Genomic DNA, 12,193 nt, shown 5'->3' on the forward strand with positions numbered 1-12,193 from the left:
CAGGTGTATAGGAATGTCAAGGCAGGCCCGCACCCCTCCCCCCTTGCGGGGGTGGGGTGGGGTGGGGGTCGGAAAGTCGGAGCTGGCGGGGGCGTAGGGAGCACGCACGCTCGTACAGCCCTCTTCGGGACCGGGACCTCTCGCGTCCCGACCCCCACCCCTACCCCTCCCCGCAAGGGGGAGGGAAGCGCCCGTCCTGCGCGGCGGGGGTGGGTCCCATGCGAGGGGCGCATTGCGTCGGGCGGCGGCGTGCCCCATGTGAGGGCGAACCCGAACCTGGCCGCGAGGCCCCGGGATGCGGCCACGATGCCGGGACGCGGACGCGCCGAGGGGCGGTCCGGGCCCGTCATGCGTGGCCGTTGACGTGTGAACCCGCCGCAACACGCGGCCAGCATGATTGTCAGCCATGGCCAAACGCGCAAAATCGAAGCCGCTCGACCGCGCCTTCGTTCTCTTCGACGTCGTCTACGAGGACGGCTCCCGCGCCTCCAACCGGCGTGTCCCGACCACCGATCTCGGCGGCCTCGACGGCGACGAGCCCGCGCGGCGGATCATCGAGGAGCAGGACCAGGCGATCGCCGAGAAATCGGGGCGCCCCCGCCTCCAGATCAAGTCGGTGACCCGGGCGAAGGGGTGAGGGGCGGGCCTGGACCGGAAGCGGTCCCACCCACCTCATGCTGAGGAGCGCTCGAAGAGCGCGTCTCGAAGCACGCAACACGCTGCCACAGCTCTCCGGAGATCCCTGGAGCGTCCTTCGAGGCCCTGCCCCGCAGGGCACCTCAGGACGAGGGGAGGGAGGGCTGGAGCCGGGTCGTTTCCCGCCCCTTGAGGCACCCCCTCAACGGGTGCGGCGGTGCAGGAGGCCGCCGGACCGGCGGGTCTCGGTGCAGATCACGTCGGCCTGGACGGTGAAGCGCTCGGGGTCGACGCGCTCGGGGGCCGGGGCGTCGTAGATCACGAGGAGCGCGTCCGGGCCCGCCTCGGGCCACAGCTCCAAGCCCTCCGGGTGGTCGGCGTGGAGCCGATAGGGCAGCTCCGCGACCTCGCGGATCCGATCCGGATCGACGACGCCCGCGACGTCCTGGCGCGCGGCCCCGCGCCAGCGCAGCACGTAGGCCGGCCCCTCGATCGACATGGTGGGGCCGACCAGCAGCAGCAGGTCCTCGCCGTCGAGGCGCATGTCGCGGATGCCGAGGCCGCGGGTGTCGAGGAGGTGCTTGCGGTAGCGCCGCCCGTCGATGCGCCTGGCCTTGAGCCGGCCCTTCGACGTGACCTTGAGCGTCATCTCGATCACCACGGCATGGCCCCGCAGCACCGGGCCGCGCAGCCCGAGCCACACCCGGTCGCCCCGCACCGCCAGGCCCTCGACGTCGAAGCCGTTCTCCTTCGAGGGGATGTCGAGGAACGGCGCCAGATGGGCGTCGCGGCGCAGCCAGCGCTCCAGCGCGCCGCGCTTTTGGCCGCACCGGGCGCTCGCCGGCCGGCGCTCGCCGCCGCGGGCCACGGGGGTGAAGAGGCCCGGCCGCTCCTCGATGAGGGGGATGCGGCCGAGGAAGAAGCGGTTGGGCTCGCGCTCGATGCGCTCCATGCGCTCCAGGGCCTCGGCGGATTTCCCGTCGTCCTCGCCTTTCGGCTTCGCGCGCTTGAGGGAATGCGAGCCCACGATCCAGAGATAGCCCCCGTTCGCGCACAGGCCCTCGATGTCCATCTCGCCGCCGTCGCCCTCCGGCAGGTCGAAGAACGCGTCGAGGGCGAAATGCGCGTGGGCGCCGTAGCTGCCGTCGGGCTGGCGGCTCAGCCGCTCGACGCTCGCCGTCTCGTCGCAGGCCACGAACAGGCTGTCCCCGGCCCGCGCGACGGCGGAGAGGTCCTTGTGCAGCGGATCCTCGACGTGCCGCAGGGGCCGCCAATCGTGGAAGGCGAGCGCGACCTGGTGGCTGACGGGGGCGGTCTGGGGCACGGGGTCTCCTTGCCGGGGCTGGCCGAAGCTAACGCGCGAGGGGGGCCGCGGTCGCGGCGCGCGGGCGCCCCTGGAACGCGATCGTGATCGGGCCCGGCGGTGCAGGCGCGCGCCGGATGAGGCATATGGAGGATAGGCCGTCTAAGGAGACCCCCATGAAGCGCGCCCCCCTGCTCGCCGTCCTCGCCTTTCTCAGCGCCTGCGGCCTCGCGAGCGCGGGCGAGGCCACCAAGGCCGCCCCGCCGCCTCCCCCCGGGCTCGCCGCGGCGACCTTCGCGGGCGGCTGCTTCTGGTGCATGGAGCCGCCCTTCGACAAGCTGCCGGGCGTGGTCTCCACCACCTCGGGCTATACCGACGGCACCGTGCCGGGCCCCACCTACGAGCAGGTCTCGGCGGGCCGGACGGGGCACACGGAAGCCGTGCGGGTGGTGTACGATCCCGCCAAGGTCTCCTACGAGACGCTGCTCTCGACGTACTGGGCCAATGTCGACCCCGTCGACGCCAGGGGCCAGTTCTGCGACAAGGGCACCCAGTACCGGCCGGGCATCTACACCCATGACGCCGAGCAGGCGCGCCTTGCCGCCGCCTCGAAGACGGCCCTCACGTCGCGCTTCACCCAGCCCATCACCGTCGAGGTGAAGCCCGCGACCGCCTTCTACGAGGCCGAGGACTACCATCAGGACTACTATCAGAAGAACCCGGTGAAATACCGCTATTACCGGTTCGGCTGCGGGCGCGACGCCCGGCTCGAGGCCGTCTGGGGCACGCCCAAATCCTGACCCGAGATAAGCGCAAGCATCGTCGTGCAGGCTTGCAAGGTCGGGCCGGCGCGAAAGCGCTTACATGAACCATTCAACGCCGGCCGCGTCGACCCCGCGCCCGCTTCAGCCATGATGGTACCCCGATGTTCTACGACAAGCTCGACCGTTACACGCCCTACGCCCTGGCGGCCCTGCGCATCGCCGCCGCCTTGATCTTCATCCCCCACGGCCTGCAGAAGCTCTTCGGCTTCCCGGCGCCGCCCGCGAGCGGCCTGCCGCCGGTCCTGTCGCTGTTCGGGATCGGCGCGATCCTGGAGCTGGTGGGCGGGCTGTTCATCCTGCTCGGCCTGTTCACCCGGCCCGTGGCCTTCATCCTGGCGGGCGAGATGGCGGTGGCCTATTGGATGTTCCACGCCCCGCGCGGCCTCTATCCCGTCCTCAACGGCGGCGACGCCGCGATCCTCTATTGCTTCGTGTTCCTGCTCCTGGTGTTCACCGGGCCCGGCGCGCTGAGCGTGGACGGCGCCCGCTCGGCCGGGGGTCACCGCCCCTCCTGGGCGCGCTGAGGCTCACGCCATGGCCCCCGTCCCCCTCTCCGGCGAGGGGCGCACCCCACGCCCCATCGATCCGGGCACCCGGATCGGCCACGTCCATCTCAAGGTGGCGGATCTCGACCGGGCGATCGGCTTCTATTGCGGCGTGCTCGGCTTCGAGCTGATGCAGCGCTACGGGTCCCAGGCCGCCTTCGTCTCGGCGGGGGGCTACCATCACCATATCGGGCTCAACACCTGGGAGAGCCTCGGCGGCGCGCCGCCCCCGCGCGGCAGCACGGGGCTGTTCCACACGGCGATCCTCTACCCGACGCGGGCGGCGCTCGCCGACGCCCTGCGCCGCCTGATCGCCGCGGGGATCCCCCTGGACGGCGCCTCCGACCACGGGGTGAGCGAGGCCCTCTACCTGCGCGACCCCGACGGCAACGGGGTCGAGCTCTACCGCGACCGCCCGCCCGAGGACTGGCCCACCATGCCCGACGGGAGCCTCGCCATGGTCACCCGCGCCCTCGACCTCGACGGGCTGCTCGCGGAGGGGTGAGCGGCGGGCCCTCTAGATCCGCCGCGCCTCCTCCTCGTCCTCCTCCTGCCCCCGCTCGATCTCGGCGCCGATCGCCTCGATGGAGGCGCCGCCCTCGATGCGGGTGCGGATGTCGACGAGGCGGGCGATCTGCTGGACGATGGTGGGAACGTTGTCGAGGTTCTCCATCAAGCGCCAGACATAGACGAGGATGGCGAAGATGTCGCCGGTCTCCGTGGACGGCAGGTAGGTCGCGCGCACGAGCACCGCGATGAACACGGCGATCGAGAGCACCTCCACGGTCGTCCAGTTGAAGGCCTCCGCGTCCGAGAGCTTCACCCGGCAGGTCTGGACGCCGATGAAATGCTGGCGGATCGCCTCCGGATCGGCCGTCTCGATGATGTCGACCTCGCGCTCGAGCTGGTCGTTGAGGCCCGTGTTAAGCTTCAGCGAGCGGCGCGAATAGACCCGGTTGATGAGATAGACCGGCACGAAGAGAAGGGCCGTCACGGCGCCGATGATGAGGTCGTAATAGAACAGGATCAGGGCCGAGCCCACGATCCCCACCACCGAGGTGAAGATCACGGGCACCTCCTTCTCGAAGAAGGTGACGAATTCCCGGGACATGGCCGAGCGGGCCGAGACCGTGGTGGCGGGCACTCCCCGGGCGCGCTGGCGCAGGATCGTGTCGGTCACGATGGCGTTGTAGACGCTCGTGTAGAGCCGGGTGTCGTACATCTGGCGGAAGCACCCGAACATCGAGCGCAGCATCCAGGCCACGATGATGGGAGCCGCCTGCCAGTAATTGTGCGCGAGCAGCCCGTCGATCGCGAGGCCCGTCGCCCACGGATAGGAGAGCTCGAGCAGGTCCTCCACGAAGGTGAGGAAATAGGTGAGCCCGATCCGGGTCTGGAAGGGGCGTATGGCTTCGAGGGCGGAGGGGCCGCGGGGCTTCGGTTTGGCGATCGGTCGGCTCATGACGGCTCCGGGCCCTGACGGGGACCACGGCACGACGACGCGCGGGCGGGGTCCAAGGTTCCGGGACGGCTCCCCTCTCCCACGGGGAGAGGGGCTGGGGGTGAGGGGATACGACGCTGATCCAGCGATTTCCGCCCCCCTCATGCTGAGGAGCCCGCGCCAGCGGGCGTCTCGAAGCACGCACCACATGCGTGAGCCGGAGGAAGATCCCTGGAACGCCCTTCGAGGCCCTGCTCCGCAGGGCGCCTCAGGACGAGGGCGGTGGGGAGATCCGCTGGTTTGCGGTGATATCCCCTCACCCCCGGCCCCTCTCCCCATGGGAGAGGGGAGGTGCATGAGCCTCTTCCCTTTCCCCCCGATCCCGGCACAGTGGCGCGATGATCGCTCGTTCGCCCCAGCAACGCCGGGCCGCCCATCGCCGGGGGCATGCCGCCGAGACGCTCGCGCTCGTGGCCCTGATGGTCAAGGGCTACCGGCCGCTCGCCCGGCGGTTCAAGGCGGCGGGGGGCGAGATCGATCTCGTGATGCGCCGGGGCGGGCTCGTCGCCTTCGTCGAGGTGAAGGCGCGGGCGGATCTGGAGGCGGCGCTCCTGTCCATCGACGCCACGAAGCGCGAGCGCTTCTCGCGCGCCGTCCGGGCCTGGATCGCGCGCCATCCCGGGGCCGCGGGCCTGAGCTACCGCGCCGACGCCGTGCTCGTCGCCCCCCGCCGCTGGCCGCGCCACGTGCCAGGCGCCTTCGAGCTCACGGGCTTCTGACCCGGCCCCTGCGACAAACCTTCTACAAAGAATCCGGCCGGGAAGGGAACGATCGGCGATCCTTGGCCGTTCAGACGGTCAAGCTTTTCCGCCGGCCCCGACGGCCGGCGGGTCCGCCGACGACCCGGTCGCGCCCTCCGATGCACCCCGATCCGCATCGAGGGGGACGCCGCCGTGATCGCCATCGTCCGTGCCCCGAGGGAGTCCCGCCCGTGAGAAACAAGCTGCGTGTCGGTATCGTGGGCGTCGGCAACTGCGCCTCGTCCCTCGTCCAGGGGCTCACCTATTACCGCGACGCCAAGGACAACGTGCCCGTGCCGGGGCTCATGAACGTCGAGCTCGGCGGCTACCATGTGGGCGACGTGGAGATCTCGGCCGCCTTCGACGTCGCCGCCGACAAGGTGGGCCGGGACGTCTCGGAGGCGATCCTGGCCCGCCCCAACAACACGCTCCGCTTCGCCGACGTGGCGCCCCTCGGGGTCACGGTCGAGCGCGGGCCGACCCTCGACGGGCTCGGGCGCTACCTGCGCGAGGAGATCGACGAATCCGACACGCCTGTCGCCGACGTGAGGGCGGCCCTGGAGCGCTCGCGCACGGACGTGCTCGTGTCCTACCTGCCGGTGGGCTCGCAGCGCGCCACGGAGTTCTACGCGGAGGCCGCGCTCGAGGCGGGCTGCGCCTTCGTGAACTGCATCCCCGTCTTCATCGCGTCGAAGCCCGAATGGCGCAAGCGCTTTGAGGAGCGCGGCCTGCCGATCATCGGCGACGACATCAAGAGCCAGGTCGGCGCCACCATCGTTCACCGGGTGCTCGCGAACCTCTTCCGCGAGCGCGGCGTGCGGCTCGACCGCACCTACCAGCTCAATTTCGGCGGCAACGCGGACTTCCAGAACATGCTGGAGCGCGAGCGCCTGGAATCGAAGAAGATCTCCAAGACCCAGGCCGTGACGAGCCAGCTCGACGTGCCCCTCGACCCCGAGAACGTCCATGTCGGCCCGAGCGACTACGTGCCCTGGCTCACCGACCGCAAATGGGCCCATATCCGGCTGGAGGGCACCACATTCGGCGGCGTGCCGCTCAACGTCGAGCTCAAGCTCGAAGTGTGGGACTCACCCAATTCCGCCGGCATCGTCATCGACGCCGTGCGCTGCGCCAAGGTCGCCCTCGACCGGCGCATCGGCGGGGCGCTGATCGGCCCGTCGAGCTACTTCATGAAGTCGCCGCCGCAGCAGTTCACCGACAACGAGGCGCGCGAGGCCACCATGCGCTTCGTGGCGGGCGAGGACGAGGCCACCCATTGAGGCGTCGGCCGTGACCCTCGTCGTCCACCTGATCCGCCACGCCGCGCACGGGCTCCTCGGCCGGGTCCTCACCGGCCGGATGCCGGGCGTGCCCTTGAGCCCCGAGGGCCGGGCCCAGGCGGAGCGCCTTGCCGGGCGTCTTGCCGGGCGCTTGGCCGGCGCGCCGGTCCGCGCCGTGCAGACGAGTCCCCTGGAGCGGGCCCGCGAGACGGCGGCGCCCATCGCGGCGCGCCTGAACCTGCCCCTCGACACGGCGCCCGCCCTCGACGAGATCGATTTCGGCGCCTGGACGGGCCGGTCCTTCGACGCGCTCCAGGACGATCCGGACTGGCGGCGCTGGAACGGCGCGCGCGGCCTCGCGCGGCCCCCGGGGGGCGAGAGCATGGCGGCGGTCCAGGCCCGCATGCGCGACCACATCGAGGACCTGCGGGCGGCGCATCCCGACGGCCAGGTGGCGCTCGTCAGCCATTGCGACGTGATCCGCGCCACGCTGCTCCTCTATCTCGGCCTGTCGGCGGACGCCTACGACCGCATCGCCGTCGACCCGGCCTCCGTCTCCACGGTCGCGGTGGGCGACTGGGGGGCGAGGATCCTCACCCTCAACGAGGCCTGCCCATGAAGATCGCTATTTTCGGCCTCACGATCTCCTCCTCCTGGGGCAACGGGCACGCCACGCTCTGGCGCGGCCTCGTCAAGGCGCTCCACGCGGCGGGGCACCGGGTCGTGTTCTTCGAGCAGGACGTGCCCTATTACGCCGAGAACCGGGACCTCACCGAGATCCCCGGCGGCGAGCTGATCCTGTACCGCGACTGGGAGGGCGTGCGCGCCTCGGCCGCCCGCCACGTCGCGGAGGCGGACGTCGCCCTCGTCACCTCCTATTGCCCGCACGGGATCGAGGCCACGGCGCTCGTGCTCGACGCGCCCAAAGCGGTGCGGGTGTTCTACGACCTCGACACGCCCGTCACCCTCTCGCGCCTCCAGGCGGGCGAGACCACCACCTATATCGGCCCGGGGGGCCTGGGCGGCTTCGACCTCGTGCTGAGCTACACCGGCGGCGCGGCGCTCGACGCGCTGCGCGAGGATCTCGGCGCCCGCTCGGCCGCGCCCCTCTACGGCCACGTGGACCCGGACGTGCACCGGCCCGTGGAGCCCGTCGAGGCTTTCCGGGCCGATCTGTCCTACATGGGCACCTACGCGGCCGACCGGCAGGCGGCACTGGAGGCGCTGTTCATCGAGCCCGCGCGCCAGCGGCCGGGGCAGCGCTTCCTCATCGGGGGCGCGCAATATCCGGGCGACTTCCCCTGGACCGACAACATCTATTTCGTGCGCCACCTGCCGCCCCCGACGCACCCGGCCTTCTTCTCCTCCTCGCGCCTCACCCTCAACGTGACGCGCGCCGCCATGGCGGCCATGGGCTGGTGCCCGTCGGGTCGCCTGTTCGAGGCCGCCGCCTGCGGCTGCCCGCTCCTCTCCGACACCTGGGAGGGCCTCGACGCGTTCTTCCGGCCCGGCTCCGAGATCCTCACCGCGGCCACGACCGCCGAGGCGGTGGTGGCGCTCGATCTCTCCGACGCCGAGCTCGCCCGCATCGGCCGCGCCGCCCGGGAGCGGACGCTCGCCGAGCACACCTCCGCCCACCGCGCCGCCACCCTCGTGGCGCTCGTCGAGGCGGCGCGAGACGGCGCGCAGCCCGCCATGATGGAGGCCTGACCTATGTGGGGCATCGTTCCGGCCGCGGGCCGCGGCAGCCGCATCCAGCCGCTCGCCTTCTCGAAGGAGCTCCTGCCGGTGGGCAGCCGCCTGGAGGCGGGGGTGGAGCGTCCCTGCGCGGTGAGCGAATATCTCGTCGAGCGCATGATCCGCGGCGGGGCCGACAAGATCTGCTTCGTGATCTCGCCAGGCAAGTCCGACATCATGGAATATTACGGCGCGGGCTACGGCGACGCGTCGATCGCCTACGTGGTCCAGCCGCAGGCGGCGGGCCTGTGCGACGCGATCTTCCGCGCGGCGCCGCTGGTGGGGCCCGACGAGCCGGTGCTGGTGGGCCTGCCCGACACGGTGTGGTTTCCCGACAGCGGCCTCGCCTCGCTGCCCGACGACCGGCTCTCCTTCCTGCTCTTTCCGGTCGAGTTCCCCGAGTTCTTCGACGCCGTCGTCCTCGACGAGGGCGACCGGGTGACGGAGATCCAGGTGAAGAGCCCGCAGGCGCGCTCGCGCTGGATCTGGGGCGCCTTCAAGATGCCCGGCCGCGTCCTGCACGAGCTCCACGCCCTGTGGCGGGAGCCCGGACGGGGCGACGAATATATCGGCACCCTCGTCAACGAATATCTCGCCCGCGGCGGCGAGGCGGCCGGGGTCCGGGCCGGCACCGCTTACGTGGATGTCGGCACGCTCAACGGCTACCGCGCCGCCATCGGCCTCCTGGCGGACGCCGCCGGGGGCGAGAGCGAGATCGCATCGGGGGCCCGCGTGGCGCTCGGCCGTCCGGCCGGCCGCGCCGTCGAGGGCCTGCACGACGCCAACAGGGAGTGAGCCCGCCCATGAACGCCGTCGACCACCGCCTCACCCCGGACGAGATCCGCCGCCGCGCCGAGGCGCTCGGACCGTGGTTCCACAATCTCGACCTGAAAGGGGTGCGCACCGCCCCCGACCACTTCCTCGGCGACTACCCGGCCGTGAAGTTCAAGGGCTTCGCCCATGCGATCCCCGCCGACCTCACGGGGAAGACCGTCCTCGACATCGGCTGCAACGGCGGCTTCTACTCCATGGAGATGAAGCGGCGCGGCGCCGAGCGCGTGCTCGGCGTCGACTTCGACGAGGACTACCTCGCGCAGGCGCGCTTCGCGGCTGAGGTCGAGGGCCACGACATCGAGTTCCGCAAGCTCTCCGTCTACGACGTGGCGGCGCTCGGCGAGACCTTCGACGTGGTGGTGTTCATGGGGGTGCTCTACCACCTGCGCCACCCGCTGCTTGCCCTCGACCTCATCTACGAGCACGTCGCCCGCGACATGCTGATCTTCCAGTCCATGCAGCGCGGCTCCCGCGAGGTGGAGCCCGTGGCCGACGACTACCCCTTCCAGGAGACCGAGCACTTCGACCGGCCGGGCTACCCGAAGATGCACTTCATCGAGAAGCATTATTCCAACGACCCGACCAATTGGTGGACCCCCAACCGCGCCTGCACCGAGGCGATGCTGCGCTCCTCGGGCTTCACGATCGAGAGCCACCCGGAGGAGGAGGTCTATATCTGCCGCCGGGGCGAGCGCCTCCCCTGGGTCGAGGCGGCCTACCCGGCGCGGGGACCGGGGGGCTGACCACCTCTCCCCGCCATGCGGGGAGAGGGCCGAAAGCCCCCTTGCCGGGGCTTGAGGCGGAGGCGGCAGCCCGAGGGTGAGGGGGCCTGGACGGTCGGGCTCCACCTCGAACGCCCCCTCACCCCCGCTCACTCACGTTCGCTCGCCTCGCCCGCCGGTTCGCGGGCGAGGCCCTCTCCCCGCCCGCGGGGAGAGGTGAAAGCGCAGACCATTCACAAGGACCAGGCAATGATCGAAGCGGCCAAGATCTGGAACGAGCCCAACAACAAGTCGCACTGGGATCCCGAGATCGATCCGGGCTGGAGCCTGTTCGCCGAGACCGCGATCGCGGCGGGGCAGGCGATCCGGGCCGAGGACGCGAACCTGCCCCGCGTGCTCGGCGGCATCTCGCCCATCGATCCCGCCTTCATCCTCAACATGCGGGACAAGGGCGTCCTCGACCATGTCGACGTGGTGGCCGTGCACGGCTTCCCCCTCGACTGGAACCTCTGGCAGATCTCCGAATGGCCCAACAAGATCGACGAGATCCGGGCCGTGGTGCCCGACAAGCCGATCTGGGTCACGGAAGCGGGCGTGTCGTCCTTCGGCGCCGAGGAGGTCCAGGCCTGGGGCGTGAAGCGCACCGCCGAGCTCCTCGTCGACAAGGTGCCCCGCGTCCACTGGTACTCGCTCTACGACCTGCCCCGCGAGTGGGAGGCCACGACGCGCCACCGCGAGGCCGAGGGCTCCTCCTATTACCGCCACTTCTACATGGGGCTGCTGCGACAGGACGGGACGCCGAAGCCCTCGCTGGAGGCCTACGCGCCCTTCGCCGCCCGGATGGGCCTGTGCCAGTGGTTCCACTACGAGGACCACCGCCTCGACGACGCGGTCGCGTGGATGAAGCGGCTCGGCGTGCGCCACCTGCGCACGGGCCTGTCCTGGGCCGACAGCTTCCGCCCCGACGCCGACCGCTGGTTCGACCGCATGATGACGGCCGTGCAGGACTTCGACGTGACGGTGACGTTCTGCTTCACCCCCGAGCATCTGGGCATCGCGCCCCATCACACGAGCCCGCCTAAGGACAAGATGCAGTTCGCGGAGTTCTGCGCCCGCATGATCCGCCGCTATGGCGGGGGCACGATCGCACCGGGCGTCGCCGCCGAGTAGAGGCCCGGGTCAGAGGGCGCCGTTCATCGTGTCGCGCAGGCGGATCAGGGTGTCCTTGAGGCCCTCCAGCTCCGTCGAGCACAGGCCCGTGGTGCGGCCCACCTCCTCGAAGACCTGCCCGGCCTCCGCCTCCAGGGCGCGGCCGGGCGCCGTCAGGGTGATGCGGACCTGGCGCTCGTCGGCGCTGTCGCGGGTGCGGCGCACGATGCCGGCGGCCTCCAGCCGCTTGAGGAGCGGGGTCAGCGTGCCCGAGTCGAGCCCGAGCCGGTCGCCGATCGCCTTCACGGTCTGATCGTCCCGCTCCCACAGGACGAGCAGGACGAGATATTGCGGATAGGTGAGGCCGAGCCGGTCGAGGAGCGGCTTGTAGGCGCGGTTGAACGCCTGGACGAGGGAATAGGCGGCAAAGCACAGCTGGCCGCTCAGCCGGGGCGTGCCGCGCCCGGCCGCCATATCGATGTTTTCGTCCACGCGCCGTCTCCGCTCGCCGAGCGGGAACCATAGCACGCGATCGAATTGTCTGTCACGGGTCAGGCGGGCGCCCTGGACCCGGCAGGATCCAGGGCGCGTCGCGCCTCAGCAGTCGGTGCGGCGCTGCGTGGTCGTGCCGGTGACGTCGCGGGTCTGGGTCGTGGTGCTGGAGCAGCCCACCGAGCCCGTCGTGGAGCCGCGCTCCTCGATGGTCACGTTCTTACGGTCGGGGCCGGAGGCGGAGTCGCCCGCCACCGCGCCGACGCCGGCGCCCACGGCCGCCCCCACCGGGCCGCCGACGACCGCGCCGGCCGCGCCGCCCGCGATGGCGCCGCCCGCGGCACCGCCGTCGGCGGCGAGGGCCGGAAGAGCGAAGAGCGCGGCAGCGGAGGCCGCGACGAGAAGCTTGCGCATGGATGTCTCCTCAGAA

At 71.3% G+C, this 12,193-nt stretch carries 15 protein-coding genes; 11 read left to right on the plus strand and 4 right to left on the minus strand.

All coding sequences use genetic code 11. From position 1 onward, the window contains the following. Positions 1-406 precede the first annotated feature (406 nt). The gene (locus F0L46_RS17810; RefSeq protein WP_149820025.1) at positions 407-637 is read left to right on the plus strand and encodes a hypothetical protein; all 231 of its coding nucleotides are present in this window, start codon (positions 407-409) and stop codon (positions 635-637) included. A gap of 201 nt (positions 638-838) precedes the next feature. On the opposite strand, the gene F0L46_RS17815 is transcribed toward F0L46_RS17810, so the two are convergent. Further along, positions 839-1,960, minus strand: coding sequence for a DUF3616 domain-containing protein (locus tag F0L46_RS17815; RefSeq protein WP_149820027.1), 1,122 nt, complete (start codon positions 1,958-1,960; stop codon positions 839-841). 155 nt (positions 1,961-2,115) lie between these two features. Here F0L46_RS17815 and msrA point away from each other — a divergent pair, with 155 nt between their 5' ends. The 3 genes from msrA to F0L46_RS17830 all read left to right on the plus strand — a co-directional run bounded on the left by msrA (position 2,116) and on the right by F0L46_RS17830 (position 3,813). Next, positions 2,116-2,739: a peptide-methionine (S)-S-oxide reductase MsrA gene (gene msrA, locus F0L46_RS17820; RefSeq protein WP_149820029.1), complete on the plus strand. Its 624-nt coding sequence runs from the start codon at positions 2,116-2,118 to the stop codon at positions 2,737-2,739. Positions 2,740-2,864: 125 nt separating this feature from the next. Beyond that, positions 2,865-3,287 (plus strand): DoxX family protein, encoded by a 423-nt coding sequence (locus F0L46_RS17825; protein WP_149820031.1) that lies wholly within the window; start codon positions 2,865-2,867, stop codon positions 3,285-3,287. Positions 3,288-3,297: 10 nt separating this feature from the next. Next, positions 3,298-3,813 (plus strand): VOC family protein, encoded by a 516-nt coding sequence (locus F0L46_RS17830; protein WP_149820033.1) that lies wholly within the window; start codon positions 3,298-3,300, stop codon positions 3,811-3,813. A gap of 12 nt (positions 3,814-3,825) precedes the next feature. On the opposite strand, the gene F0L46_RS17835 is transcribed toward F0L46_RS17830, so the two are convergent. Then, entirely contained in the window at positions 3,826-4,770 is a 945-nt protein-coding gene (locus tag F0L46_RS17835; protein WP_188312030.1) for an ABC transporter six-transmembrane domain-containing protein, read from the minus strand. 377 nt (positions 4,771-5,147) lie between these two features. On the opposite strand from F0L46_RS17835, the gene F0L46_RS17840 reads away from it, so the two are divergent. The 7 genes from F0L46_RS17840 (at position 5,148) to F0L46_RS17870 (ending at position 11,292) form a co-directional block, all read left to right on the plus strand. After that, entirely contained in the window at positions 5,148-5,528 is a 381-nt protein-coding gene (locus tag F0L46_RS17840) for a YraN family protein (protein WP_149820037.1), read from the plus strand. A 212-nt stretch (positions 5,529-5,740) separates the two neighbouring features. After that, complete coding sequence (locus F0L46_RS17845; RefSeq protein ID WP_240540049.1) at positions 5,741-6,829, plus strand: inositol-3-phosphate synthase; 1,089 nt, start codon at positions 5,741-5,743, stop codon at positions 6,827-6,829. A gap of 10 nt (positions 6,830-6,839) precedes the next feature. Further along, positions 6,840-7,448, plus strand: a complete 609-nt coding sequence (locus F0L46_RS17850) for a histidine phosphatase family protein (protein ID WP_240540050.1) — start codon at positions 6,840-6,842, stop codon at positions 7,446-7,448. Further along, on the plus strand, positions 7,445-8,539 hold the full coding sequence (locus F0L46_RS17855) for a CgeB family protein (RefSeq protein WP_149820041.1): 1,095 nt from the start codon (positions 7,445-7,447) through the stop codon (positions 8,537-8,539). The genes F0L46_RS17850 and F0L46_RS17855 overlap by 4 nt, the downstream gene beginning before the upstream one ends. Positions 8,540-8,542: 3 nt before the next feature. Further along, positions 8,543-9,361, plus strand: coding sequence for a nucleotidyltransferase family protein (locus F0L46_RS17860; protein ID WP_149820043.1), 819 nt, complete (start codon positions 8,543-8,545; stop codon positions 9,359-9,361). An 8-nt stretch (positions 9,362-9,369) separates the two neighbouring features. After that, a complete protein-coding gene (locus tag F0L46_RS17865) occupies positions 9,370-10,143 on the plus strand; it encodes a TIGR04290 family methyltransferase (protein WP_149820045.1) in 774 nt (257 codons plus the stop codon). A gap of 228 nt (positions 10,144-10,371) precedes the next feature. Next, entirely contained in the window at positions 10,372-11,292 is a 921-nt protein-coding gene (locus F0L46_RS17870) for a beta-xylosidase (protein ID WP_149820047.1), read from the plus strand. A 9-nt stretch (positions 11,293-11,301) separates the two neighbouring features. Here the strand turns inward: F0L46_RS17870 and F0L46_RS17875 are convergent, their stop codons facing one another. Both F0L46_RS17875 and F0L46_RS26255 read right to left on the minus strand, forming a co-directional pair. Next, entirely contained in the window at positions 11,302-11,745 is a 444-nt protein-coding gene (locus tag F0L46_RS17875; protein ID WP_149820264.1) for a MarR family winged helix-turn-helix transcriptional regulator, read from the minus strand. Positions 11,746-11,868: 123 nt separating this feature from the next. Beyond that, the gene (locus F0L46_RS26255; protein WP_188312031.1) at positions 11,869-12,177 is read right to left on the minus strand and encodes a hypothetical protein; all 309 of its coding nucleotides are present in this window, start codon (positions 12,175-12,177) and stop codon (positions 11,869-11,871) included. Positions 12,178-12,193: the final 16 nt, after the last annotated feature.

Origin of the sequence: Salinarimonas soli, assembly GCF_008386575.1 — a bacterium.
Classification (GTDB): Bacteria; Pseudomonadota; Alphaproteobacteria; order Rhizobiales; family Beijerinckiaceae; genus Salinarimonas_A; species Salinarimonas_A soli.